Raw genomic sequence first — 24,353 nt, 5'->3', positions numbered from 1 at the left:
GCCCCGGCCGTCGTGCGTTGTCGTTGTTCCGCCTGCGTCGTCCGCCTGCGTCGTGCGCCGGCCGTCGTGCGTCAGGCCGCGATCAGGGTCAGCCCGTAGACCACCACCGCCGCGCAGGCGGCGAAGCAGACGGACGCGCCGGCCAGCGCGAGGCCGGCCCGGCCCGGGCCGCCGGGCCCGGTCTGCGCGAGCGCGCGCTCGCGGCGCGACAGGGCGAGGATGCCGAGGGCGAAGACCGCGACCATCGCGACGGTGATGCCGAAGCTGATCCCGGCGGTCTGGGCCAGGGCGTTCCACTTGATGTTCATGGGGGAGCTCCTCAGGCCGCGACGGTGGTGGAGGCGGGGGTGGGTGCGGTCGGGAGGACGACCGGGGCCACCTCGACCGGGGTGACCTCGTGGACGTTGTCCGCGTGCACGGGCTGGCGGCGGGAGATGACGAACATGCCGGCCGAGCCGGCCACCAGCGCCGCGCCGACCAGGACGACGCCCCAGGTGCCCTGGTCCACGACGAAGGCCGCGATCCCGGCCACGGTGGCGGCGGCGGGCAGGGTCAGGCCCCAGGTGTAGACCATCCGGCGGGCCATGCTCCAGTTCAGCTCGCGCTTGGGGCCGCCGAGGCCGGCGCCCATGATGCCGCCGGAGCAGACCTGGGTGGTGGAGAGGCCGTAGCCCATGTGGGACGAGGTCAGGATGACCGCGGCCGCCGCCGTCTCGGAGGAGAAGCCCTGCGGCGGCTGGATGTCGGCCAGGCCCTTGCCCATCGAGCGGATGATCCGCCAGCCGCCCATGTAGGTGCCGAGCGCGATGGCGGCGCCGGCGCTGACGATCACCCAGGTGGGGGGCAGTGCGCCCTTGGGCAGCGCGCCGACCGAGACCAGGGTCAGGGTCAGGATGCCCATGGTCTTCTGGGCGTCGTTGGTGCCGTGCGCCAGCGAGATCAGCGAGGACGAGAAGATCTGGCCGGTCTTGAAGGTCTTGGTGACGGTCTTCTCGTTGCCGCGCCGGGTGATCGCGTACGCCATCTTGGTGGCGCCCCAGGCGGCCAGGCCGGCCACGACGGGGGAGGCCACGGCGGGGATCAGGATCTTGGTGACGACGGTGGTGAAGTTCACGCCGTTGATGCCGACACCGACGATGGTGGCGCCGATCAGGCCGCCGTAGAGCGCGTGCGAGGAGCTGGACGGCAGACCGCGCAGCCAGGTCAGCAGGTTCCAGAGGATCGCGCCGACCAGGGCGGCGAAGATGATCGACGGATGGATGCCCGCCTTCTCGTTGACGATTCCGCCCGAGATGGTGGTGGCGACCTTCACGGACAGGAACGCGCCCGCGAAGTTGAGGACCGCCGCGATGGTGACTGCGACCTTCGGCCGTAGGGCACCGGTGGCGATGGAGGTGGCCATCGCGTTGGCGGTGTCGTGGAACCCGTTGGTGAAGTCGAAGGCGAGCGCCGTGATGATCACGACGGCTACCAGGAACGAGATGTGTTCCATACCCAAACAATCGTCGTAGTTGCCGTACTGATGTCGGTGTCATGGGCGACCGTAGGGATGGTGAATGAACGGAAGGTGAACTAGACCGGGCGTTGCGGTTCCACGGGTGTCCTGGAGGTTGCGAAGATCCTGTGAAGTTGTGGAGACAGGGCCTCTGGGCAGGTGTTTTGACCGGATCATCCCGCTTCACGATGGTTTGCTGAGACCTGTCTCACAATCTGCCCGTGCTCTCTGAAGAATTCATCAATATGTACGGGCACGGTCTGTCTGGCCCGTGGCACGGCGTGACAGGATCGGCGAGGATCCGGCGAGCCACACCGAAGAGCTGCCGGGGCGGGAGGGCACACCGATGGGCGGGGCTTTGCGGCGCACCGAGACGACCGGCGTACGGCCATGGGTGCGGGCCGCACTCCGCTGCGGCGCCGTCCTGGCCGTGGCCGCACTGTCACTGCCGCTGGTCTCCCAGGCCGCCTTCGCCGCACCGGCGCCCGTCCCGACGGCCTCGGCCGCCCCGACCGTCGCTCCCGGCGACGACCCGCTCGCCGACGCCAAGGCCACCCTCGGCCCCCTGCTGGAGCGGCTGCACGTGCTCTACGGCAACGCGGAGGCGGCCACCGAGCAGTACAACGGCACCGTCGCCCGACTGGCCCAGCAGCAGGCCACCGTGCAGGACGTGCAGGGGAGCGTGGACCGCCAGCAGAAGGCGGTGGACGCGGGCACCGACGTGGCCGCCCAGCTCGCCGCCGCCCAGTACCGCAACGGCAGTGCCTCGGCCTACGCCGAACTGCTGCTCTCCGAGGACCCGTACGAGGCGGTCACGATCGCCGAGCTGCTCGCCGAGGCCAGCCGCTCGCAGTCGGCCTTCCTGGACCACCTCAAGGCCGACCGCGCTACGCTGACCGTGCTGCAGAAGCTGGCCGAGGACGCCCTCAAGGACTCCCAGTCGCTGGTCGTCCAGCAGGACGCCGCCAAGGCCGCGGTCGCCGCCGAGCTGAACTCCGTCGAACAGCTGGTCGCCTCGCTGACCGGTGCCCAGCGCACCGAACTCGCCCAGCTGGAGAAGGTCCAGGCGGACGAGGCCCAGCTGGCCTTCCTCGCCTCCGGCGCCCTCGGCCAGGGCGAGCGGACGCCCTCGCAGGCGGGCCGGACCGCGGTCGCCTGGGCGCTGGCGCAGCTCGGCAAGCCGTACGTCTGGGGCGGCGCCGGCCCGGACGTCTTCGACTGCTCGGGCCTGACCTCGCAGGCGTGGCTGCACGCCGGCAAGCCGATCCCGCGCACCAGCCAGGAGCAGTGGGCCCAGCTCCAGCACGTGCCGCTGAACCAGATGCGCCCCGGCGACCTGGTCATCTACTTCGCCGGTGCCACGCACGTCGCGATGTACATCGGCGGCGGCCTGGTCGTGCAGGCGCCGCGCCCCGGCGCGGTGATCAAGGTGTCGCCGATCGGCTCGATGCCGATCCTGGGCGCCGTCCGGGCCGACCCGGAGACCGCGTCGGACGAGAGCGGCGGCGCCTGGAAGGTGCCGGACCTGCCGGCCGGCTGGGACTCGGTGACCCCGATAGCGCCTTCGCTGCCCGGCACCGTCCCCGCGCTGCCCGCCCCGGCCGGCGTCCCGGAGCCCGGTACGCCGACGGCCGTCCCGGGCGGGGCGCCGACCGCACCGACCTCACCGACCGATCCCGGCAGTGCTTCCGGCACCGCGTCCGGTACGGCCACGGCCTCGCCGAGCGGCAGCCCGACCGGCACGCCGTCCGGCAGCCCCTCGGGCACCGGTACGCCGTCCGGCACCGGCAGCCCGTCGGAGACCGGCTCGCCGTCCGCGACCGGCAGCCCCGACGGTTCCGGTACGCCGTCCTCGCCGTCCACCTCCTCGCCGGACTCCGCGCAGTCGCCCTCCCCGGCCGGGACCTCCGCCGGGGCGGGTTCGACGGCGGGCTCGACGACCTCCTCGGCGGTCTCGGCGTCCTCGTCCGGCCTGGGCTGAGCCGCCGGGCGGACCCGGGCGGGCCCGGGTCCGTCCAGCGGGTCCGTCGTACGGGCCGGTCAGACCGGGCCGCTGTCGGGCTCGAAGCGCACCACCACGGCCTTCGACGTCGGGGTGTTGCTGATGTCGGCGGTCGAGTCCAGCGGCACCAGCACGTTGGTCTCCGGGTAGTAGGCCGCCGCACCGCCGAGGGCCACCGGGTAGTGCACCACCTTGAAGTGCGGGGCGCGGCGCTCCACGCCGTCCCGCCACTCGCTCACCAGGTCGACGTGGGAGCCCTCGGCCAGGCCCAGCTCCGCCGCGTCCGCGGGGTTGACCAGCACCACCCGGCGGCCGCCGGTGATGCCCCGGTAGCGGTCGTCCAGGCCGTAGACCGTGGTGTTGTACTGGTCGTGCGAGCGCAGCGTCTGCAGCAGCAGGCGGCCCGCCGGGACCTCGGGCGCGGTCAGCGGGTTGACGCTGAAGTTCGCCTTCCCGGTGGTGGTCGGGAAGCTGCGGCTGTCGCGCGGGCCGTGCGGCAGGGCGAAGCCGCCGGGACGGCGGACCTTCGCGTTGAAGTCGTCGAAGCCGGGCACGACCCGGGCGATCCGGTCGCGGACGCTGTCGTAGTCGTCCGCGAAGTCCTCCCACGGCGTACTGTCCTGCGGGCCGAGCGTGGCGCGGGCCAGCCGGGACACGATCGCGACCTCGGAGAGCAGCCCCCGGGCCGGCGGGCGCAGGCCGCCGCGCGAGGAGTGCACCATGCCCATCGAGTCCTCGACGCTGACGAACTGCGCCCCCTTGGCGGTGACGTCCCGGTCGGTGCGGCCCAGCGTCGGCAGGATCAGCGCGCGGGCGCCGGTCACCACGTGCGAGCGGTTGAGCTTGGTGGACACGTGCACGGTCAGCCGGCAGCGGCGCATCGCGGCCTCGGTGACGTCGGTGTCCGGGGTGGCCGCGACGAAGTTGCCGCCCATCGCGAAGAACACCTTCACCCGGCCGTCGCGCATCCCCCGGATGGTGTCCACCGCGTCGAGGCCGTGCTCCCGCGGCGGCTCGAAGGCGAACTCCCTGCCCAGCGCGTCCAGGAACGCCTCCGCCGGGCGCTCGAAGATGCCCATCGTCCGGTCGCCCTGCACGTTGCTGTGCCCGCGCACCGGGCAGACACCGGCCCCGGGCCGGCCGATGTTGCCGCGCAGCAGCAGGAAGTTGACCACCTCGCGGATGGTCGGCACCGCGTGCTTGTGCTGGGTCAGCCCCATCGCCCAGCAGACGATGACCTTGCGGGAGGCCAGCACCATCGAGGCGAGCTCCTCGATCTGCTCGTACGGCAGGCCGGTGGCCGCGAGCACGGCCGCGCGGTCGGTCGTCCGGGCGTCGGCCGCCCAGTCGTCGAAGCCCAGGCAGTGCTGCTCGATGAACTCGCGGTCCAGGACGTTGCCGTGCTTGTCCTCGGCCGCCAGCAGCAGCTGGTTGAGGGCGCGGAACAGGGCCAGGTCGCCGCCGAGCCGGATCTGCAGGAAGAGGTCGGTCAGCTTCGTGCCGTGCCCGGCCAGACCACGCGCGTTCTGCGGGTTCTTGAAGCGTTCGAGACCGGCCTCGGGCAGCGGGTTGACGCTGACGATCCGCGCCCCGGCCCGCTTCGCGCGCTCCAGGGCGGAGAGCATCCGCGGGTGGTTGGTGCCCGGGTTCTGGCCCGCCACGATGATCAGGTCGGCCTGGTACAGGTCCTTCAGGCTGACGCTGCCCTTGCCCACCCCGAGCGTCTCCACCAGGGCCGAACCGGACGACTCGTGGCACATGTTGGAGCAGTCCGGCAGGTTGTTGGTGCCCAGCCTGCGGGCGAACAGCTGGTAGGCGAACGCCGCCTCGTTGCTGGTCCGGCCGGAGGTGTAGAACGCCGCCTCGTCCGGCGTGCCGAGAGCCTTCAGCTCCTCGGCGACGATCCCGAACGCCCGCTCCCAGGAGACCGGTACGTAGGCCGGGGCGCCCTCCTCCAGCAGCATCGGCTCGGTCAGCCGGCCCTGCTGCCCCAGCCAGTAACCGGAGCGTTCCGCCAGCTCCGCCACCGGGTGCGCGGCGAAGAAATCGGCGGTGATCCGCCGCTCGGTGGCCTCCTCGGCGACGGCCTTGGCGCCGTTCTCGCAGAACTCCGCGGTGTGCGGCTTGTCCGGCTCCGGCCAGGCGCAGCCGGGGCAGTCGAAGCCGTCCGGCTGGTTGACCTTGCGCAGGGTGGCCAGCGTGCGGCGGGCGCCCATCTGCTCGGCCGCCATCCGCAGGCTGTGGCCGACGGCCGGCAGCCCGGCCGCCGCGTGCTGCGGGGCGGACACCTCCGGGTCGTCCTGGGCCGGGTCGCTCTGCGGGGCCTGCTTCGCCATGACGGGGGCACCTCCGGATCGTGCGGGCCGCTCCGCTGCCGGCCCTGGCACCCATCCTTCCACCCGCACCGGCCGGCACCCGCTGGGAGGCGGCAGAATGTCGGTGCCCGCCACCGCAGAGGAGCCGTGAACCATGCCGCCAGCCGTACCGCCAGCGGTTCCACCGGCCGGACCGCCACCGGCCGGAGCGCCCGCCGGGGACGTCCGGGCCGGGCTGCTGCGCCGCCGGCTGGCGGCCGGGCAGGCGGGGCCCGCCGAGGCCGTGGTGCTGATGGACGCGCTCGCCCGCGAGACGGCGGCCCTGCTCGGCCGGTACGACCGCGACACCCTCACCACCTGGCGCGAGCTGGCCTGGTACCGGGACGAGGCCGGCGACCCGGCCGGCGCCCTCCAGCTCCTCGCGCAGCTGACCCCGGACCTCGTGCAGGCACTCGGCCCGGGCGACCCCGACACCCTGCAGGCCCGCTACGAGCTGGCGGTCCTGGTCGGGACCACGGGCAACGCGCCGGCCGCCGTCCAGCAGCTGTCCTCCCTGCTGCCGGAGCTGGCGGCCGTCCTCGGCCCGTACGACCAGCGGGTGCTCAAGGCGCAGCACGACCTGGCCCTGCAGATCGCCGACACCGGCGATGTGGCCGGCGCGCTCGCCTGCCTCCAGCACCTGGTACCGCTGGTCCAGCAGGTGCTGGGGGAGGGGCACCCGCTGCTGGACGAGGCCAGGCTCGACCTCGGCCGGTACTCGGAGCTCTGGGGGACGAGCCCGGCGGGCCGCGGCGCCGGGCTCGGCTGGCCGGAGGTGGTGGCGCTCGTCCACCGGTTCCAGGTGTGGGACTTCGCGACCGACAAGGAGGCCGACGCCTGCCTCAAGTACCTCGAACGCCGTACCGGTCGAAGGGACTTGATGGACCGCATCTTCCTGGCCCCCGAGTGTCTGACGGCCGAGCAGGTGGCCGCCGCGGCGTTCGGGCGGGCCGGCTGGGCCGGTCCGGGCCTATGACGCGGCCGCCGACGCGAGGCCGGCGGTGACCGGCCGGGCGGGCGGCCCGGCCGCGGGCGCGGCGGCCGCCAGGTCGCGCAGGATGACGCGGGCGACCGCGTCGGTCTGCCGGAACCCGGGGGAGTTGGTGCGCGGCCGGGCGAAGGCGACGGCCGCGCGCGAGCTGGTGTGCGGTCCCAGCGCGGTGCGGCGCGGGTGCGGGGCGCCGTCGAGGGCCGGGTCCAGGATCCGGCTGTCGCCGGGGGAGATGGTGAGCAGCCCGGAGTGGTGGGTGTGCTCGTCGTCCCGGACGATCTCCTCGGTGATCCGGCCGGTGGTGTGCAGGTGCCGCAGCACCTGGGCCTTGGTGCGCGACAGCGCGTGCTTGGGCAGGTAGCCCTCGATCAGCGCGGTGGCGGTGACGGTGCGGCCGGGCACGGTCGGGCTGGCGGCCCGGAAGGTGCCGGTGGCCTCGTCGGCCTCGACCGTGATGCCGGCGCCCAGGAAGCGGACCACGCCGGCCTCGGAGAGGGCGAGCAGCTGGCGCAGCCGGAAGCCGGGCGGGCCGGAGGCGAGGTAGCTGAAGAACCCGAACCACCAGCCGTCGAGCTCCTCGTCCACCGAGCGGGCGGTCAGCCGCCCGGAGGCCATCACCCGGGGCAGTTGGACGAACAGCGAGAGCAGCGCGAGGAAGGCCCCGAGGTCGGCGCTGTGCGCGGAGTCGGCGCGGCGGGCGGCGTCGTCGGTGATGTAGTCGCGCAGGTACTGCTGGAGTTCCTCGGCGGAGCCGAGTTCCAGGCCGGCCAGCGGGTGGTCGAGGTGCTCGAAGTCGAGCCGGTCGGCCGGGTCGGGGACGGCGGTGGTGATCAGCTGGGCCAGCGTCGGGGAGTACCAGTCGAGCCGGTCGTACGCGGCGAGGAAGTCCTCCCAGCGCACGGTGGTGCGCTCAGGGTGGGCGTGGAACAGCTCGTGGTAGTGCCCGAAGCCGATCTCCTTGGCCATCAACGGCCAGAAGTCCCGGCGCAGTTCGAGCGGGCCCGAGCGGGCGAGCACGCCGTCCACGGCGGCCTGGTCGAAGTAGCGGGGCAGCGGCGCGGGCGGCCCCTGCAGCCGGTAGTCGGTCTTGGAGTGGTAGGGGACGCCGCGCCGCGAGCCGACGTGGATCACCGGCTCCTGCCCGGAGGGCCGGTAGACCAGGCCGCCGCCGGTCTCCTCGAAGCGCCCGCCCCGGCCCTCGGTGAGCAGGGACACCAGGTCCACGAAGGCCAGTCCGAGGCCGCGGAGGATCAGGTCCTCCCCCGGGGCTATCCCGGACAGGTCGGTGTCGGCGGAGAACGCCGGCGGGAGGTGGAACCGGCCGTGCCGGGCGGCGAACTCGGCCATCGGCGCGTACCGGGGGTCGGGGGTGGAGTCGAGGTGGCCGATGGTGAGGGTGACGTGGTCGGCGGTCAGCGTCCGGTCGGTGAGCCGGACGAGCTGCGGGCCGTCGGCCGGGCCGGTGATCTCGTGGACGGTGTCGCGGTGCACGGTGACGGTGATGTGGGCCGGCAGGTCGGCGACCGCCCGGCGGAACACCCAGTCCAGGTAGGCGCTCTGGGCCCGCCGGGTGGGGAAGTCGGTCGGCGCGAGGGTCCGCAGCTCCTCCCGGACGTCCGGGTCGGCGACCTCCAGGTAGGGCGCGAACTCCTCCTGGCCGGAGGCCCATTCGGCGAGCGACGGGCCCGGCCGGACGGGACCCTCGATGGTCGAGCGCTCGTCGGTGAACATGGTGACGTCCTCGGCCATCGAGTTCATACGCAGCAGCGGCGACTGGTCGTGGCGCCAGATCCGGCCCGCCCCCGGCGGGTACGGGTCGACCAGGTGGACGTGCAACGGACTGTCGGCGGGCAGGAGTTCGGCGGAGTTGGCGGCGATCCGCTCCAGCAGCCCGGCGCCGCGCGGCCCCGCGCCGACGATCACCAGCGTGCTCATCGGCCCTCCCCGGCTGCGGTGCGTGCGGCGGTCTCGTCGTCGGCGTCCACGGCGGTGCGCAGCCGCCCGAGCGCGGCCCGGGCCCGCTGCAGCGGGGTCGGCGGCAGGCCCTCGCGGGTGGCGCCCCGGGCGTAGTGGCGCTCGATGTAGTACTGGCCGACGGACAGCACGGTGGTGACCACGAGGTACCAGATGGTCGCGACCAGCAGCATCGGGATGACCTGGTAGGTCTGGTTGTAGACGAGCTGCACGGAGTACAGCAGGTCCGAGACGGCCAGCACGCTGACGATGCTGGTGCCCTTGAGCGCGCTGATCAGCATGTTGCCGGCGGTCGGCACGATCGAGCGCATGGCCTGCGGGATGATGATCCGCCGCAGCACCCGGCCCCGGCCGAGCCCGAGCGCCTGCGCGGCCTCCAGCTGCCCCCGGTCGACGGACAGGATGCCGCCGCGCACCACCTCGGCGGCGTACGCGGCCTCCAGCAGGGTGAGCCCGATGACGGCGGTGAGGGTCGGCCCGAGCAGGTTCACCGTCTTGAAGGTGACGAACTCCGGGCCGAACGGGATGCCGAGGCCGAGCGTCGGGTAGAGCGCGCCGATGTTGAAGAAGAACAGCAGCTGCACCAGCGGCGGCGTGGAGCGGAACAGCCAGATGTAGCCCCAGCCGATCGTGCGCAGCACCGGGTTGGCGGAGAGCCGCATGGTGGCGAGCACGGTGCCCAGGACGAACCCGAGGGAGAGCGTGGCGCCGGTGAGCCAGAGCGTGAGCAGCAGGCCGTCGATGACCGAGGTGGAGGTGAAGTAGTCGGCCACCACGTCCCACTGGAACGCCTTGTTGCGGACGACGGAGTTGACGGCCATCGCGAGCAGCAGCAGCGCGAAGGCGGCGGAGACGAGCTGCCCGGGGCGGCGGCGGGCGACGATCGGGGCGTCGGTCAGCGGGTCCGGCAGGTGGTCCGCGGGCGTGGCGGGTGCCTTGACGAGGGGCAGCGGCCGTGGGCCGGCGGCGGGCAGGACGTCCTGCGGGGTGGCCATGAGGGGCGCTCCAGGCGGGGAGGTGCGGGCAGGCGGGGGCTGTCACGTACTGCCGACGCCGCGTCCCGCGTCCCTCAACGCGGCCGGGCGTGCACTCACTCCGCCTGGATCGTACGCATGCCCGATCGGTCGGTGTCAAGAGACGGGACCGGCCGTCCGAGCTGGGAAGTCACGATCAGAAACCGGGAAATGGACGCTGGTTGACGGATTCCACCTCTGACTGCTCAACTAGGTCGCATGTACGCCGAGCAGCCCCTGGTCACCCGCGATCACATCGACTTCGGTCGAGTGTGGTCCGCGGCGTGTCGCGGCTGACCTCGGCAGCGGGCCGTCTGATCTGACCGGCCCTTCTCTCCTTCGGAGACCCCTCCCTCGGTGCCCCGTCGCGGGCCGGGAAGCCGTCGTACGCCGACGGCCCAACAGGCGCACGCTGCCGCCACCCTCACTCCAGCCGCTCCACTGTCACGCGTTGCCGTCCAAGGCCTCCCGTGCGGCCGCGCCGTAGCGTCCGCCGCGCCCCACCGTCCGCGTAGCCCGCCTCCTCCGCGTACCGCCGTCGTCCGGGTACCCCGCCCGCCGCGTATTCCGCCTCCCCGCCACCCACCGCCGGGCCCGCGCCACGGCTTCCTCCGGTGTGCCCGCATCCGTGCCGGCGCCCTGGTCCGGCATCCCCCACCTTCAGCGGCGCAGTCGCGTCGAGAACCGAAAGGCCAGTCATCATGCCCGTGGAGTTCCTCGGTATCGCCGCCACCAACAACGGCTCGGAGACCGACACCCGTAGCGGCGCCGCCTTCGACCGCGAGTACACCCTGCGCCTGGCCCGGGCCCACGAGGACAACGGCTGGGACCGCGTCCTGTTCGCCTACGCGGCGGGCGCCCCGGACCCGGCGCCCGCCGCCGCGTACATCGCCTCCAAGCTCGACAAGCTCCAGATCCTGCTCGCCCACCGGCCCAACGTCTCCTACCCGACGTTCGCCGCCAAGACCTTCGCCACCCTCGACCAGCTCAGCGACGGCCGGCTCACCGTGCACTTCATCACCGGCGGCAACGACCACGAGCAGCAGCGCGAGGGCGACTTCCTGACGAAGGACCAGCGCTACGACCGGACCCGCGAGTACATCCGGATCGTCAAGCAGGCCTGGACGAGCCGGGAGGCCTTCGACCACGAGGGCGAGTACTACCGCTTCAAGGACTTCGTCGCCGACGTCTTCCCAGTCCAGGCGCCGCGCCCGAACGTCTCCTTCGGCGGCTCCTCCGCCGCCGCGTACGCGGCCGGCGGGGCCGAGGCCGACATCTACGCCCTCTGGGGCGAGCCGCTCGCGCAGACCGCCGAGCAGATCGAGACGGTGAAGGCCGCCGCGCTCGCGGCCGGGCGCACCGACGTGCCGAAGATCCAGGTGGCGTTCCGGCCGATCATCGCGCCGACCGAGGAGCTGGCCTGGGAGAAGGCCCACCGGACGGTCGCCGTCATCAACGAGCGCAAGAAGGCCGGCGCCTTCGCCCGCCGCCTGCCCCTCGGCGACGCGGGCAGGACCTGGCAGCCGGAGAACGCCGGCTCGCAGCGGCTGATCGCCATCGCCGAGGCCGGCGAGCGCTACGACCGCGCACTGTGGACCCCGACCGCGGCCGCCACCGGCGGATCCGGCAACTCCAACGCGCTGGTCGGCACGCCCGAGACGGTCGCGCAGGCGCTGCTCGACTACTACGACCTCGGCGTCGACATCCTGTCCGCGCGCGGCTACGCCCTGCTCGACGACGCCATCGACTTCGGCCGGTACGTCATCCCGATCGTCCGCGAGGAGGTCGCCAAGCGGGACGCGCAGAAGGCCGCCGCGGAGGCCGCCCGCCAGGAGCGGGCCGAGCGCGACCGGCACCAGCTGATCGCCGTCCAGGCCTGACCCGCCGACCGCCGCCAGGCCTGACCCGCCGTCCGGGCAGCACCCCCGCTCCACCGCACGTCCGCTCCGCCCCGCATCCAGGCCCGCCCCCCAGCGGCCGGCCACCACCGAAAGGCGCCACCTCCGTGAGAGCCACCACCGTCCGCCGCGGCCTGATCGCCGCCACCGCCCTGCTCCCGGTGCTGGCCCTGAGCGCCTGCGGCTCCGACCCCGCGAAGGCCAAGCCCGCCCCGGCCGGGAGCCAGGCCGTCTCCGCCGCCGCCCAGGACCTGGTGTCCTCCGTCACCAAGGTCGACAGCATCGCCGCGCTGCTGCCGGAGGACGTCCGCAAGACGGGCAGCTTCAAGGTGGGCAGTGCCGTCGGCGCCCCGCCGACCGCCTTCTACCCGGACCAGGCGGTCAAGAAGCCGGCCGGCATCGACATCGACTTCACCGACGCCGTCGCCAAGGTGCTCGGCCTCACCGTCGAGCGCGAGGAGGCCAAGTTCGAGACCATCCTGCCCGCGCTGGACAGCGGCAAGTACGACCTCGGCACCGGCAACTTCGGCGTCACCACGGCCCGCCTGAAGACCATCGACTTCGTCACCTACATCGACGACGGCCAGGGCTTCGCGGTCAAGAAGGACAACACCAGCGTCCAGCCCGTCACCGACCTGCTCCAGCTCTGCGGCCTGAAGATCGGCACCGGCGCCGGCACCACCTTCGAGACGACGCTGAACAGCAAGAAGAACATCTGCACCGACGCCGGCAAGAAGCCGTACGAGGTGAGCGCGTTCTCCGACAACGGCGCGATCCTCACCGGCCTCCAGCAGGGCCGGATCGACGTCCTGATGTCGACCATCAACGGCCTGCGCTACCAGGCGTCCCAGGAGGCCTCGGGGACGAAGTTCCTCGGCGAGTTCCACCGCCTCGACGTCGGCTTCGCCTTCAAGAAGGGCTCGCCGCTGACCCCCGCGTTCCAGGGCGCCGTGAACCAGCTGATCAAGGACGGCACGTACGACCGGATCCTGAAGAAGTGGGGCGTCACCGACTCCGCGATCAAGGAGTCCCAGATCAGCCCGCCCGAGCACCCGTGATCCCGTGTCCGCGCTCGATCCCGTGTCCGCGCTTCGGAGGAATCCCCCCATGACTCTCACCACCGGTACGGCCGCGGCCGTACCGCTCCCCGCACCACCGGCGACCGCCGGAACACAGCTCCCGGAGGACCTGGCCTCGCTCAAGGTCGTCCCCGCCCGCCACCCGTGGCGCTGGGCCGCCGGCCTCCTCGCCGCCGTCGTGGTCGCCCAGTTCATCCACGGCATGGCCACCAACCCCGGCTGGGACTGGGCGACCTTCCGGGCCTTCGTCACCACCGAGACGATCCTGCGCTCGGTCTGGGTCACCCTTCAACTGACGTTCTACGGAACGGTCCTGGGCTTCCTGCTGGGCGCCGGCATCGCCGCCCTGCGGCTGTCGCGCAGCCCCATCCTGCAGACCATCGCCTGGGCGTACATCTGGGCCTTCCGCTCGATCCCGCTGATCGTGCAGCTGGTCTTCTGGTTCAACCTCTCGTACCTGTACAAGCGCCTCGGCCTCGGCATCCCGTTCGGGCCCACGCTGGTCTCCTTCGACACCATCGGCATCCTCGGCGCGATGGGTGCGGCAGTGCTCGGCCTCGCCCTGCACCAGGCCGCCTACGCCGCCGAGATCATCCGCGGCGGCATCATCGCCGTCGAGACCGGCCAGCTGGAGGCCGCCGCCGCCCTCGGCATCCCGCGCTTCCGGCAGGCCTGGCGGATCGTCCTGCCGCAGGCCATGCGGGGCATCCTGCCGGCCGCCGCCAACGAGGTCATCTCGCTGTTCAAGGGCACCTCGATCGTCTACGTGATGGCGATCGGCGAACTCTTCTACCAGGTCCAGGTGATCTACGGCCGGACCGGCCGGGTGGTGCCGCTGCTGATGGTCGCCACCTTCTGGTACATCCTGCTCACCACGCTGCTGTCGGTCGGCCAGTACTACGTCGAGCGGTACTTCGCCCGGGGCGCCCAGCGCACCCCGCCGCCCACCCCGCTCCAGCGGGCCCGCGGCTTCGTCCGGCACATCCAGGCGACCCGCCGCACCGCACCGTCCAGCACCGCACCGTCCACCGGAGGCCGCTCATGACCGCCACCACCGCCGCCGCTGTCGAATCCGCCGCCGCATCCGCCGCCGATCCCGTGGTGCAGATCCGCGGCGTGCACAAGAGCTTCGGCGCCCTCCAGGTGCTGCGCGGCGTCGACCTGACCGTCGCGGCCGGCTCGGTGACCGTGGTGCTCGGCCCGTCCGGCTCGGGCAAGTCCACGCTGCTGCGCGCCATCAACCACCTGGAGAAGCTCGACCGGGGCTTCGTCTCGATCGACGGTGAGCTGATCGGCTACCGGCGCTCGGGCGGCAAGCTGCACGAGCTGAAGGAGCGCGAGGTGCTGCGCCAGCGCACCAACATCGGCTTCGTCTTCCAGAACTTCAACCTCTTCCCGCACCTGACCGTGCTCGACAACATCGTCGAGGCCCCGGTCAGCGCGCGCCGGCAGCCCAAGGCCGAGGCGCGGAAGGCGGCGCTCGCGCTGCTCGCCCGGGTCGGACTCTCCGACAAGGCCGACGCCTACCCGCGCCAGCTGTCCGGCGGCCAGCAGCAGCGGGTCGCGATCGCCCGGGCGCTCGCGCTGGAGCCCAAGGTGCTGCTCTTCGACGAGCCGACCTCGGCGCTCGACCCGGAGCTGGTCGGCGAGGTGCTCGACGTGATCAAGGACCTGGCGCGCACCGGCACCACCATGATCGTCGTGACGCACGAGATCGGCTTCGCCCGCGAGGTGGCCGACACCGTGGTCTTCATGGACGACGGGGTCATCGTCGAGCAGGGCACCCCGGCCGCCGTGCTGGACGACCCGCAGCACGAGCGCACCCGCGCCTTCCTCTCCAAGGTGCTGTAGCACCCCGGTTCCGCCACACCCCTCCCTTTTCCCGCCCTCCACAGAGGAGTTCCGCCATGTCCCTACCCCGTCGCGCCTTCGTCTCGGCCGCCGCCTCGCTCGCCGCCGCCCTCACCCTCGCCGCCTGCGGCAGCTCGTCCAACGCCTCTGCGGACCTGGCCCCGTCGAAGGGCGCGGTGGCCCCGAACGGAGTCACGGTGAACCTGACGGCTGATCAGAACCGGGTGACCACGCCGAAGGTGGATACCATCGCCGCGCTCGTGCCGGAGGAGATCAGAAAGCGAGGAACGCTACAGGTCGTCGACTCGATCGGCACGGTGCCGCCCCTGGGCTTCCACGCCACCGACGACAAGACCATCATCGGCGTCGAGGCCGACCTCTCCTACCTGGTCGGCAACGTGCTCGGCCTCAAGGTCGAACTCAACCCGGTCTCCTGGGAGAACGTCTTCGTCGGTCTGGACAGCGGCAAGTACGACGCCGGCTTCACCAACATCACCGTCACCGAGGCCCGCAAGGAGAAGTACGACTTCGCCACCTACCGCCTGGACATCCTCGGCTTCGAGGCCAAGAAGGGCAGCGGCTGGAAGGTCACCGGACCGGCGGACGTGGCCGGCCACAGCATCGGGGTCGCCTCCGGCACCAACCAGGAGAAGCTGCTGATCGACTGGAACGACCAGAACGTCAAGGCGGGCCTCAAGCCGGTCGACATCAAGTACTTCCAGAGCGCCTCGGACTACTACCTGGCCCTCTCCTCCGGCCGGATCGACATCTACCTCGGCCCGAACCCGGCCGCGGCCTTCCACGCCGTGCAGACCGGTGAGACCGAGGTGATCGGCACCTACTCCGGCGGCGGCGCCGACGTGCTGGGCAAGATCGCGGCGACCACCAAGAAGGACAACGGCCTGGTCAAGTCGCTGAACGAGGCGATCAACGAGGTCATCAAGAACGGGACCTACGACCAGGTGCTCAAGCGCTGGGGCCTGGACAACGAGGCGGTGAAGACCTCCGAGATCAACCCGCCCGGCCTGCCGAAGACCAAGCCGTAGCCCGGTGTCGCCGACCCGCAAGCCCTGCCCCGCCCGCTATCGTGAACACCGTTCGAATCCGGTGGACTCGGGGGGCAGGGCATGCGGGTCGGCGATGTGCTGGACGGCCGCTACCGACTGGTAGGCGGCATCGGCAAGGGCGGCTTCGGGGTGGTCTGGGAGGCCTTCGACGAGACCGTCGGCCGCCCGGTCGCGGTGAAGGTCATCTCCGAGGAGAACGCGGCCGACGAACGGGAGGTACGGCGCTTCGTCGCCGAGGCCCGCACGGTCGGCAACCTCTCGCACCCGCACATCGTGACCCTGTACGACCTCGGGCAGGTGCGCGGCGCCGGGCTCGTCACCCACTACCTGGTGATGGAACTCGTGCGCGGCCGCTCGCTCGCGGACGTCCTCAAGTCCGGGGTGCCCGAGCGCCGTTCGGCCCTGCAGTGGGCCGGGCAGGTCTGCGGCGCGCTGGACGCGGCCCACCGGGCCGGCGTCGTGCACCGCGACATCAAGCCCGAGAACATCATGATCACCGAGGCCGGCGAGGCCAAGGTGCTGGACTTCGGCATCGCCCGGCTGGAGACCACGGCCGCCGGGCTGACCAGCACCGGCAGCGTCATCGGCAGCCCGCACTACCTGTCGCCCGAACGCTGGTCCGGTGGCCATGTGGACGGCCGGGCCGACCTGTACGCGCTCGGCTGCGTGCTGTACCAACTCACCGCGGGGGAGCGGCCCTTCGGTGCCCTGACCGCCGTCTCCCTGATGTACCAGCACCTCCACGAGACCCCGCGCCCGCCGCGCGGCGCCGAACCCGCACTGTCCGCCCTGATCCTCCAGCTCCTCGCGAAGGACCCGGCCGACCGGCCCGCGGACGCCGCCGAAGTCCGCCGCCGGCTCGCGGAGATCGCCGCCGGCCCGCCCGCCCCGACCCCCGAGGAGCTCAAGGAACGGGCCGACCAGGCCTGGCAGCGCGGAGTCGACGGCGGGCCCGCCGAAGCCGTCCGGCTGCTGCACACGCTGATCCCCGACTTCGCCCGGGTCTGCGGCCGCACCGACCCCCGCACCCTGCGGACCTGCCACGACCTCGCCGTCTGGCTCGCCCGCTCCGGCGAACCGGCCGCCGCCACCGCCCTCCTGCGCGACCTGCTCCCCGCCCTCGCCGCCGACCCCGAGGCCCGCGCGGACGCCGCCCGCGACCTCGCCCGCTGGCAGGCCGAGGCCACCCGCCGGGGCCCCGGCACCACCGCCCGGCCACCCCTCGCCGCACTGCTCGCCGGCAGCCCCCAGCACGGCTGACGCGCCGGCGGGCCGTTTGCGGTGCGCCTCACCAACCCGCCGGGATCCGCTCCAGGACGCCGCCCGCGAACACGTCGTACAGCGGCAGTGTCTCCAGGTGCACGTAGCCGATGTGGCAGTCGCAGACGGCTAGTTCGCAGGGGCGGGGGCCGAGGGCGGCGCGGTACGAGCCGTCGTACAGGTTGCCCAGCCCGGTCCGTACGAAGTGGCAGCGCCGCACCGTTCCGTCGCCGTCCACCGAGATGACCGACCGGCCGGTGCGGCAGGCCCGGCCGCCGCTCGGGTGCGGGTCGCGGCTGTAGCCGAAGAGCGGGTCGAGCGACGTCCACTCGGCGGCCTGCGCGTCGGTGTAGGTGCGGCCCTCGGCGGCGTTGACCCAGAGGTACACCTCCGGTGGCAGCTCCGCGCGCAGCCGGCGGGCCGGTGCCAGGTGTTCCGGCTCGCCGACCACGCCGACGCTGTACCGGACGCCGAGGGCGCTCAGCTCGCGGCACTTGGCGAGGAAGCGTTCGTGGGTGACCTCGCCCGGGTGGTACGTCGCCCACAGGGCGAGGGTGCCGAGGTCGGCGCCGGCCAGCCAGTCGGTGCGGAAGCTCAGGTTGGTCTGGATCGCGACCCGGCGGATGTGCGGCTCCCGGCTGAGGGCGGCCAGCGTCTCCCGGTACCAGGAGCGGACCAGGCCCTCGCCCCACGGCGTGAACAGCAGCGAGAGGGTGTCGCCGTGCTGCCCGGCGGCGGTGGCCCAGCCGGCGAACCGGTCGAGTGCGGCGCGGTCGGCGCGCAGCTGCTCCGGGGTGTCCCGGCGCTTGCCGAACGGGCAGTAGGGGCAGTCGTAGTCGCAGGAGGCCAGCGGGCCCCGGTAGAGGACCGTCAGGTCGAGCGGGTCGGGCCCGGGCGGGTGGAAGCCGGGCAGGCCGAGGTCGGTCACCGGGTGCCCGGTCACTTCGCCTCGTAGGCGGCCATCAGGGCCCGGACGGCGGGCGAGAACAGGTCGGGGCCGACGGCGTCGGAGTGGGCCAGGCCCTCGGGGGTGAGCCGCAGCCGCCCGGGGGCGTCGGCGAGCCGGCCGGCGGCCGCCAGCGCGGCGAGTTCGGCGGGGAAGTCCGCGTCGGGGCCGCTGCCGAAGCGCTGCCGGTAGTCGGCGAGGTCGAGTCCCTCGGCCTGGAGCAGGGACTGGACGAGGTGGCGGCGGCGCGCCTCCCGGCCGTCCATCCGGTGGCCGACCTCGGCCCGGGTGAAGTCGGTGGTGGCCACGTAGTCGTCGATGATCGAGCGGACCTCGCCGGCGTCGACCGCGTAGTCGAAGGAGTAGTGCAGACCGGAGGTGTAGGAGCGGGAGCCGCAGCCCAGGCCCACCATGCCGTCGGTCTGGCAGCTGTACTCGCTCGTCCCGGCGTCCGGCGAGCCGCCCCGGCGGAACATCCGCATCGACACCTGCTGGTAGCCGAGCGCCAGCAGGTGGTCCCGCCCCGCGCGGTACAGGGTCAGGCGCTGTTCGTCCCAGTCGCGGGAGCCGTGCTCGCCGGCCCGCCGGCCGAGGCCGGTCAGCGGGCGGACGTACAGCGGGTAGAGGTACAGCTCCTCGGGCTCCCAGGCGAGCGCGGCGTCCAGTGAGCGCAGCCAGCTCGCCGTGGTCTGGCCGTCGATGCCGTAGATCAGGTCGATGTTGAGGACGGGGAAGCCGGCCGCCCGGATCCGCCCGAGCGCCGCCTCCACCTTGGCGCGCTTCTGCGGGCGGACGGCGGACTTCGCCTCCTCGTCGAGGAAGGACTGCACGCCCAGGCTCAGCCGGGTGGTGCCGCGGGCGGCCAGCACCTCCAGCCGGTCGGCGGTGGCGGTGTCGGGGGAGGCCTCCACCGAGAGCGGGACGGCCCGCAGGTCGGCGCCCATCCGCTGCTCGGCGATGTCGCAGAGCCGCTCCAGCTCGGTGGCGGTCAGGTAGGTCGGGGTGCCGCCGCCGAACGCCGCCAGCGCGAACCGGGCGTCGGCGTCCAGTGCCTCGCGCACCGCGCCGGCCTGCCGCTCCAGCGCGTCCAGGTAGGCGGTGGTGAGGCCGTCCGGGCTGCCGATCCGGGTGAACAGGTTGCAGAAGCCGCAGCGCACCTCGCAGAACGGGACGTGCAGGTACAGCGAGAGCGCGTGCTGCGGCTCGCCCGCCCAGACCTCGCGGAGCAGCGGGCGGTCGGGCAGCGGCCGGTAGGCCGTCTTGTGCGGGTAGGCGTAGACGTAACTGCGGTACGGGGAGTCCGCCACCGGCGGGAGGGTGGTGGTCATCGGGCCTGCGCCTCCTCGGCGGTCGTGGTGGTGGCGGCCAGGGTGAAGTGCGCGTACGGGACCGTCCAGACCACCTCGTGGCCGATCCGGTGCCCGGTGTAGCCGTCCTCGCCGTAGGCCGTGCCGTGGTCGGAGCAGACGATCGCGAAGCAGGGGCGGCGCCGGCTCATCGCGGTGAACAGGCGGCCGATGTGCAGGTCCACGTACTCCAGGGCCGCCGCGTGGCTGGCCCGGCTGTCGCCGTGGGCGCGGGTGGCGCCGGGGAGGTGGAACCAGTTCGGCTGGTGCAGGGCGGCCACGTTGAGCAGGAGGAAGAGCGGCTGCCCGGCCGGCTGCGCGGCGGCCACCTCCTCGGCACGGGCCACCTGGGCCTCGAAGGAGACGGGCGAGGGGACGCCGAACTCCGGCTCCCAGTGGCTCTCCTGGAACATCCCGGGGAGCACCGAGCCGAGCGGGCCCTGCTTGTTGAAGAAGCCGACGCCGCCGATGCAGACGGTGCGGTACCCGGCCTGCGCCAGCCCGGACGGCAGGTCGGGAGTGTCGAACACCCACGTCCGGGGCTCGGTGCTCTCGGAGCCGGCGAAGCGCGCGGCGAACAGGCGCGGGTGCGGGCCGTCCGGGCTTGCCGGAGTGGGCAGGAAGCCCGCCAGGAGGGCCTGGTGTGCGGCGTAGGTGAAGCTGCCGGGGGAGTGCCGGCGCTCCCAGCGCCCGCCGGGCAGCACGGCCGTGAGGTTCGGGATGCGCCCTGCTTCGGCCAGCTCCGCGGCCACGTCGAAACGCAGAGTGTCGAGGGTGACCAGGAGCAGGTCGTGACTGCCGACGATCTCGTTCATGTCGGGGATCACGTTGCTCGCGGAGGCGTGCGCGGGAAGGTTCACAGGGTGGCTCCGGGCTGGTTCAGCAGGGCGGCGACCTGGGCGCCGTAGGTGTCGAGGCCCTCGGCGGGGCCGCCGGGCAGGCCGGTGGCGTTCGGCAGCAGGTCGCCGAAGGCGTTGACCTCGCCGACGAGGTAGCGCCGCCACCCGGCCGACGGCAGGACGTCGACCCCGGCCATCGGGGAGCCGGGGAAGCACGCGGCCGCGCGTTCGGCCGTCTCCAGCAGGTCGGCCCAGTACGGACCGGCCGCCGCGCGGAGCAGCCCGAGGTCGCCCCGGGCGCCGCCCAGGTGCAGGTTGGTCATCGGGCCGGTGCTGGTCCGCACGACGACGTGGGTGGCCCGGCCGGCGACCACCACCACCCGCAGGTCGGCGGACCGGCCGCCCTGCGAGGACTTGGGGATCCACCGCTCCACGTGCAGGCCGTCCGGTGCGAGCCGGTCCACGATCGCCGCGACCGTCCGCTCGTCCGTGTAGCGGCGTACCAGCAGGGAGTTGTGCAGCTCGCCGTCCTGCCAGGCCGCCGAGGTGGTGGCCAGCAGCCGCCCGCGCGGGCCGAACTCCAGGGCCAGCACGCCGGACGCCGAGGAGCCGTGCGCGGGCTTGACGAAGACCCGGCGCAGCCCGGCCGCCGCCAGCCGCTCCCGGAGGTCGTCCCAGCCCGTGACGGGGCCGGCCGCCTGGTCGAGCGCCGGCGGGACGGGCACCCCGGCGGCGGCCAGCAGCCGGTGGGTGCGGCGCTTGTCGAACATCACGGCGGTCTCCGCGGGGTCGGCCAGCAGCCGGGCGCCGGGCGCCTGCCGGACGGCCCGGGCCACACCGTCGAGCGCGCCGGTCACCCCGGCGTACCACGCGGCCGTGCCCTCGACCCTGGTCGGCGCGTACCCGGCGCCGAGGGCGGCGCCGCGCAGCAGCGTGTCCACCGCCTCGTCCTCGCCGGGGGAGTCGACCCGCAGCACGGTGCCCGGTTCGATCCGGTACGTGCCGCGCAGCACGGCCGGCCAGGGCAGCACGGCGGGCTCGGGCAGCCCGGCGGCGCGGACAGCGGCGGCGAACAGGGTCACCCGCCGGTGGCCGGGGATGCCGAGCACGGTCAGCCGTCCGGGCGCGGGGGCCGAGGGCCGTGCGGTCACTCGCTGTTGGCGACGTAGGGGAAGTCCTTGCCCTCGGCCTGCGAGAGGTCCAGTGCGACGCCCGCCGCGCCCAGGGTGTCGCGCAGGCGCTGCTGCATCTCCTCGCCGAGGTAGTGGTGGTGCAGGTCGAGCGAGTCGAGGTGGGTGAGCGGCCCGCCGTCGAGCAGCGCGGCCGCGCCCTCGTCGGACAGCGTGCCGAGCGCCAGGCTCACCGCCGACAGCCGGGCGACCAGCGGGGAGCCGGCGATCGCGGCGGCGAGGCCGTCGGCCTGGTCGCTGTTCTCCAGCCCGAGGTGGCGCAGCGCCGGGAGGCGGGTGCCGTCGAGCAGCGGCGCGAAGTCGTCGAGGGTCGTGTCGGCGCCGTAGTCGGCGATGCCGAGCCAGAGTTCGAGCCGCTCCAGCGCGGGCAGCTCGCAGCCGGCGATCGCCCGCACGACGGTCGCGGAGAGGCCGCCGGTCTCGAACCGCAGGGCCCGCAGGTGCTCGTGCCGCAGGGGGGTGAGGTACGGCGGCGCCACTTCGCCGTACGTCGAGTAGGCGCCGCGGACGACCAGTTCGGTCAGCAGCGGGTAGGCGGCCAGCAGCGGCGTGAGGTCGGCCGGCTGGATCCAGGAGATCTCGTTCTCCTCGTACGTGGCCTCGCCGAGGAACAGTGCCCGCAGGGCGGGCAGCCGCCAGGCCGCGCCCGCGATCAGGGCCAGCGCGTCGGTCAGCGGCTCCATGGGTTCGTCGCCCCACCAGGAGCCGACGACCAGTGCGCGGACCTCAGTGGTGTCCACCGCTGCCAGGAAGGCGTTCCACTGCTCCTCGAAGTGGCTCTCGGAGTCGAAGTCGATGTCGAGGCGCCAGGCGACGTCGCCGGGGGCGGGCAGCGGCGTGCCGTCGGCGAGCGGGCCGGCCACGTTGAACACGGGCAGGCCGTGGAATTCCTCGATGTGCTTGGTGATCGCCATGGCGCTTCTCCTCGGACGGTGACGGGCAGGGCCTTGTCTATCAGCCACCCCCGACAGGAGTTCGAACGGCCGGGGTCCGAACCGCGCCCCGCCCGCACGCCCGCCCGCGTGCCGCCGCCCGTCCGGAGTTGTCAACCGTACGGGCGGCTGATTCGGCTGCCCGGCGCCCGGTGGCGATTGATAGGAATTCGCCGATCCCTCCTCCCTGGTTCGCAGGCCACGGGAGTTGATATACCTCGGATGCATAGACCGGGTGAGCTGTGCGGCCTGCCCGGAGACATGCGACGAACCAGGTGGTGACGGTCATATGAAGCTCCTCCGTGTCGGCCTCCCCGGCGCCGAACGCCCGGTCGTACTGGGCCCGGACGGCACCGCGTACGACCTGTCGGGCCGGACGCCCGACATCGACGGCGCGTTCCTCGCCGGGCTCGACCCGGCCGGGTTGGCCGCCGCGGTGGCCGGCGGCGCGCTGCCGGTGACCGACATCGCCGGGCAGCGGGTGGGATCGCCGGTGGCCCGCCCGGGCAAGGTGGTCGGCATCGGGCTGAACTACCGCGACCACGCGATCGAGGCGGGCGCCCGGATACCCGCCGAGCCGGTGGTGTTCCTCAAGCCGGGCAACACCGTGGTCGGCCCCTACGACGAGGTGCTGGTGCCGCGCGGCAGCGAGAAGACCGACTACGAGGCGGAGCTCGCCGTCGTGATCGGCCGGACCGCCCGCTACCTGGAGACGCACCAGGAGGCGGCGGCCGTCGTGGCGGGCTACACGGTGGCGAACGACGTCACCGAGCGGGCCTTCCAGTTGGAGCGCGGCGGCCAGTGGGACAAGGGCAAGTCGGCGGAGACCTTCACGCCGCTCGGGCCCTGGCTGGTCACCGCCGACGAGGTGGCGGACCCGCAGCGGCTGCCGCTGCGGCTCTGGGTCAACGGTGAGCAGCGGCAGAACGGCTCCACCGCCGAGATGATCTTCCCGGTGCTGGAGATCGTCCGCTACCTGAGCCGTTTCATGGTGCTGGAGCCCGGTGACGTGATCGTCACCGGCACCCCGGCCGGCGTCACCCTGGGCCACCCGGGCAAGCCGTTCCTCCAGCCCGGCGACGTCGTGGAGATCGAGATCGACGGCCTCGGCCGCCAGCGCCAGGTGCTCGGCAAGGCCTGATCCGCGCCGCGCACCGCGCTCACCCCGGCCCCGGGCACGGGGGCCGGGGCGACCGGCCCGGCCGCCTCAGGGCCCGGCTGCCTCAGGGCCCGGCCGCTTCAGGGTCCGGCCGTCTCAGGGCGCCGCCGGCGCGGCGCCAGCAGCGACCGCAGCCGCTCGGCGAGCGCCGCGGCCGGCCCGTCCGGCTCCTCCAGCGCGAGCAGTCCGGCCAGCACCTGCGCCGTCTGCGGATCGTGCAGCGCCGTCGCCACGCTCATCGCGACGAACTCGTCCACCAGCCAGTCCCGCAGGTCGGCCGGCGGGATCTGCCGGCCCTCGTCCAGCCAGGTCAGCGACGACCCCTCGACGACCGAGATCCACGACCGGACGAACAGGGTCAGCCGCGGCCCCGCCTGCCGCACGCCCAGGTGCCGCAGCGTGCGGCGCAGCGCGGTGCGCCGCACCTCGTCGACGATCGCCGAGGTCCGCGCCGTCTCCACCACCGAACCGCCGCGCAGCAGCGCCCCGTACCCGGCGTCGTGCTCCGCGACGAAGGCGAAGTAGTTGTCCAGCACCGCGGCCAGCTGCCGGGTCGGCGTGCCCTCCTTCGGCACCCGGAACCGGCTGGTCAGCTCCTCGGCCGCACTGCGCAGCGCGGCCTCGTACAACTGCTGCTTCCCGCCGGCGAAGTAGCGGTAGACCAGCGGACGCGAGGCACCGGCGGCCGCGGCCACGTCGTCGAGGCCGACCTCCTCGGGGGGCCGGGAGGCGAACAGCTCCAGGGCGACGGCGATCAGCTGTTCGCGGCGCTGCTGCACCGGCAGGCGCCGGTAACCGGTGCGGCGCGGACGGGCCTCGGGCGCGGACGGGTCGGGCGCTGAGCTGGCTTCCATGGCGGCCAGCGTAGTGGCGGACCAGGTGATCCGACCCTGTTCGTCGGCCCGCATCCCGGCGCCCCCGGGTGGCACCGGGCCGGCCCGGGCGGCGGGCGGCGGT

At 73.3% G+C, this 24,353-nt stretch carries 20 protein-coding genes; 9 read left to right on the top strand and 11 right to left on the bottom strand.

Annotated elements, in window-relative coordinates; translation table 11 throughout:
• Positions 1-71: 71 nt before the first annotated feature.
• Together ACFUK0_RS25410 and ACFUK0_RS25405 are read right to left on the bottom strand one after the other, a co-directional pair.
• Complete coding sequence (locus ACFUK0_RS25410) at positions 72-308, bottom strand: hypothetical protein (RefSeq protein WP_380254008.1); 237 nt, start codon at positions 306-308, stop codon at positions 72-74.
• Between the two features lie 11 nt (positions 309-319).
• A complete protein-coding gene (locus ACFUK0_RS25405; RefSeq protein ID WP_380254006.1) occupies positions 320-1,492 on the bottom strand; it encodes an anion permease in 1,173 nt (390 codons plus the stop codon).
• A 274-nt stretch (positions 1,493-1,766) separates the two neighbouring features.
• Here ACFUK0_RS25405 and ACFUK0_RS25400 point away from each other — a divergent pair, with 274 nt between their 5' ends.
• A complete protein-coding gene (locus ACFUK0_RS25400; protein WP_380254004.1) occupies positions 1,767-3,476 on the top strand; it encodes an NlpC/P60 family protein in 1,710 nt (569 codons plus the stop codon).
• Between the two features lie 59 nt (positions 3,477-3,535).
• Here ACFUK0_RS25400 and ACFUK0_RS25395 read toward each other — a convergent pair whose 3' ends face one another.
• Positions 3,536-5,833 (bottom strand): FdhF/YdeP family oxidoreductase, encoded by a 2,298-nt coding sequence (locus ACFUK0_RS25395; RefSeq protein WP_380254002.1) that lies wholly within the window; start codon positions 5,831-5,833, stop codon positions 3,536-3,538.
• Positions 5,834-5,966: 133 nt separating this feature from the next.
• Between ACFUK0_RS25395 and ACFUK0_RS25390 the strand changes: the two genes are divergently transcribed.
• On the top strand, positions 5,967-6,827 hold the full coding sequence (locus ACFUK0_RS25390) for a hypothetical protein (RefSeq protein ID WP_380254000.1): 861 nt from the start codon (positions 5,967-5,969) through the stop codon (positions 6,825-6,827).
• On the opposite strand, the gene ACFUK0_RS25385 is transcribed toward ACFUK0_RS25390, so the two are convergent.
• Together ACFUK0_RS25385 and ACFUK0_RS25380 are read right to left on the bottom strand one after the other, a co-directional pair.
• Positions 6,822-8,777 (bottom strand): FAD/NAD(P)-binding protein, encoded by a 1,956-nt coding sequence (locus ACFUK0_RS25385; protein WP_380253998.1) that lies wholly within the window; start codon positions 8,775-8,777, stop codon positions 6,822-6,824. The genes ACFUK0_RS25390 and ACFUK0_RS25385 overlap by 6 nt on opposite strands.
• Complete coding sequence (locus ACFUK0_RS25380) at positions 8,774-9,811, bottom strand: amino acid ABC transporter permease (RefSeq protein ID WP_380253996.1); 1,038 nt, start codon at positions 9,809-9,811, stop codon at positions 8,774-8,776. Before ACFUK0_RS25380 ends, ACFUK0_RS25385 begins: the two co-directional genes overlap by 4 nt.
• Positions 9,812-10,530: 719 nt before the next feature.
• Here ACFUK0_RS25380 and ACFUK0_RS25375 point away from each other — a divergent pair.
• The 6 genes from ACFUK0_RS25375 (at position 10,531) to ACFUK0_RS25350 (ending at position 16,984) form a co-directional block, all read left to right on the top strand.
• Positions 10,531-11,709 (top strand): LLM class flavin-dependent oxidoreductase, encoded by a 1,179-nt coding sequence (locus ACFUK0_RS25375; RefSeq protein ID WP_380253994.1) that lies wholly within the window; start codon positions 10,531-10,533, stop codon positions 11,707-11,709.
• Between the two features lie 125 nt (positions 11,710-11,834).
• On the top strand, positions 11,835-12,785 hold the full coding sequence (locus ACFUK0_RS25370; RefSeq protein ID WP_380253992.1) for an ABC transporter substrate-binding protein: 951 nt from the start codon (positions 11,835-11,837) through the stop codon (positions 12,783-12,785).
• A 49-nt stretch (positions 12,786-12,834) separates the two neighbouring features.
• Positions 12,835-13,851 carry an amino acid ABC transporter permease gene (locus ACFUK0_RS25365; protein ID WP_380253989.1) on the top strand — a complete coding sequence of 339 codons (1,017 nt, stop codon included), beginning with the start codon at positions 12,835-12,837 and terminating at the stop codon, positions 13,849-13,851.
• A complete protein-coding gene (locus ACFUK0_RS25360; RefSeq protein ID WP_380253987.1) occupies positions 13,848-14,657 on the top strand; it encodes an amino acid ABC transporter ATP-binding protein in 810 nt (269 codons plus the stop codon). The genes ACFUK0_RS25365 and ACFUK0_RS25360 overlap by 4 nt, the downstream gene beginning before the upstream one ends.
• 56 nt (positions 14,658-14,713) lie before the next feature.
• Positions 14,714-15,703, top strand: a complete 990-nt coding sequence (locus tag ACFUK0_RS25355; RefSeq protein WP_380253985.1) for an ABC transporter substrate-binding protein — start codon at positions 14,714-14,716, stop codon at positions 15,701-15,703.
• A gap of 81 nt (positions 15,704-15,784) precedes the next feature.
• A complete protein-coding gene (locus ACFUK0_RS25350; protein WP_380253983.1) occupies positions 15,785-16,984 on the top strand; it encodes a serine/threonine-protein kinase in 1,200 nt (399 codons plus the stop codon).
• Between the two features lie 28 nt (positions 16,985-17,012).
• Here ACFUK0_RS25350 and ACFUK0_RS25345 read toward each other — a convergent pair whose 3' ends face one another.
• Genes ACFUK0_RS25345 through ACFUK0_RS25325 form a run of 5 tightly spaced genes read right to left on the bottom strand, consistent with a single transcriptional unit; the run spans position 17,013 to position 22,219 of the window.
• A complete protein-coding gene (locus ACFUK0_RS25345; protein WP_380254014.1) occupies positions 17,013-17,897 on the bottom strand; it encodes an STM4011 family radical SAM protein in 885 nt (294 codons plus the stop codon).
• A 26-nt stretch (positions 17,898-17,923) separates the two neighbouring features.
• The gene (locus tag ACFUK0_RS25340) at positions 17,924-19,258 is read right to left on the bottom strand and encodes an STM4012 family radical SAM protein (RefSeq protein ID WP_380253981.1); all 1,335 of its coding nucleotides are present in this window, start codon (positions 19,256-19,258) and stop codon (positions 17,924-17,926) included.
• Complete coding sequence (locus ACFUK0_RS25335) at positions 19,255-20,091, bottom strand: STM4013/SEN3800 family hydrolase (protein WP_380254012.1); 837 nt, start codon at positions 20,089-20,091, stop codon at positions 19,255-19,257. The genes ACFUK0_RS25340 and ACFUK0_RS25335 overlap by 4 nt, the downstream gene beginning before the upstream one ends.
• A 41-nt stretch (positions 20,092-20,132) precedes the next feature.
• A complete protein-coding gene (locus ACFUK0_RS25330; protein ID WP_380253979.1) occupies positions 20,133-21,266 on the bottom strand; it encodes an STM4014 family protein in 1,134 nt (377 codons plus the stop codon).
• A complete protein-coding gene (locus ACFUK0_RS25325; RefSeq protein ID WP_380253977.1) occupies positions 21,263-22,219 on the bottom strand; it encodes an STM4015 family protein in 957 nt (318 codons plus the stop codon). Before ACFUK0_RS25325 ends, ACFUK0_RS25330 begins: the two co-directional genes overlap by 4 nt.
• A 307-nt stretch (positions 22,220-22,526) precedes the next feature.
• Between ACFUK0_RS25325 and ACFUK0_RS25320 the strand changes: the two genes are divergently transcribed.
• Complete coding sequence (locus ACFUK0_RS25320) at positions 22,527-23,378, top strand: fumarylacetoacetate hydrolase family protein (RefSeq protein WP_380253975.1); 852 nt, start codon at positions 22,527-22,529, stop codon at positions 23,376-23,378.
• A gap of 98 nt (positions 23,379-23,476) precedes the next feature.
• Here the strand turns inward: ACFUK0_RS25320 and ACFUK0_RS25315 are convergent, their stop codons facing one another.
• Positions 23,477-24,250, bottom strand: a complete 774-nt coding sequence (locus tag ACFUK0_RS25315) for a TetR/AcrR family transcriptional regulator (protein ID WP_380253974.1) — start codon at positions 24,248-24,250, stop codon at positions 23,477-23,479.
• Between the last annotated feature and the right edge of the window lie 103 nt (positions 24,251-24,353).

Source organism: Kitasatospora sp. NPDC057223, from assembly GCF_042669755.1.
Classification (GTDB): Bacteria; Actinomycetota; Actinomycetes; order Streptomycetales; family Streptomycetaceae; genus Kitasatospora.
This window is presented reverse-complemented; position numbering and strand designations above follow the sequence as displayed.

Bases quoted from the DNA above. Each gene is read 5' to 3' on its own strand.
- ACFUK0_RS25410 (WP_380254008.1), bottom strand. From the start codon at position 308: ATGAACATCAAGTGGAACGCCCTGGCCCAGACCGCCGGGATCAGCTTC.
- ACFUK0_RS25405 (WP_380254006.1), bottom strand. From the start codon at position 1,492: ATGGAACACATCTCGTTCCTGGTAGCCGTCGTGATCATCACGGCGCTC.
- ACFUK0_RS25395 (WP_380254002.1), bottom strand. From the start codon at position 5,833: ATGGCGAAGCAGGCCCCGCAGAGCGACCCGGCCCAGGACGACCCGGAG.
- ACFUK0_RS25390 (WP_380254000.1), top strand. From the start codon at position 5,967: ATGCCGCCAGCCGTACCGCCAGCGGTTCCACCGGCCGGACCGCCACCG.
- ACFUK0_RS25385 (WP_380253998.1), bottom strand. From the start codon at position 8,777: ATGAGCACGCTGGTGATCGTCGGCGCGGGGCCGCGCGGCGCCGGGCTG.
- ACFUK0_RS25380 (WP_380253996.1), bottom strand. From the start codon at position 9,811: ATGGCCACCCCGCAGGACGTCCTGCCCGCCGCCGGCCCACGGCCGCTG.
- ACFUK0_RS25375 (WP_380253994.1), top strand. From the start codon at position 10,531: ATGCCCGTGGAGTTCCTCGGTATCGCCGCCACCAACAACGGCTCGGAG.
- ACFUK0_RS25365 (WP_380253989.1), top strand. From the start codon at position 12,835: ATGACTCTCACCACCGGTACGGCCGCGGCCGTACCGCTCCCCGCACCA.
- ACFUK0_RS25360 (WP_380253987.1), top strand. From the start codon at position 13,848: ATGACCGCCACCACCGCCGCCGCTGTCGAATCCGCCGCCGCATCCGCC.
- ACFUK0_RS25355 (WP_380253985.1), top strand. From the start codon at position 14,714: ATGTCCCTACCCCGTCGCGCCTTCGTCTCGGCCGCCGCCTCGCTCGCC.
- ACFUK0_RS25350 (WP_380253983.1), top strand. From the start codon at position 15,785: ATGCGGGTCGGCGATGTGCTGGACGGCCGCTACCGACTGGTAGGCGGC.
- ACFUK0_RS25340 (WP_380253981.1), bottom strand. From the start codon at position 19,258: ATGACCACCACCCTCCCGCCGGTGGCGGACTCCCCGTACCGCAGTTAC.
- ACFUK0_RS25335 (WP_380254012.1), bottom strand. From the start codon at position 20,091: ATGAACGAGATCGTCGGCAGTCACGACCTGCTCCTGGTCACCCTCGAC.
- ACFUK0_RS25325 (WP_380253977.1), bottom strand. From the start codon at position 22,219: ATGGCGATCACCAAGCACATCGAGGAATTCCACGGCCTGCCCGTGTTC.
- ACFUK0_RS25320 (WP_380253975.1), top strand. From the start codon at position 22,527: ATGAAGCTCCTCCGTGTCGGCCTCCCCGGCGCCGAACGCCCGGTCGTA.
- ACFUK0_RS25315 (WP_380253974.1), bottom strand. From the start codon at position 24,250: ATGGAAGCCAGCTCAGCGCCCGACCCGTCCGCGCCCGAGGCCCGTCCG.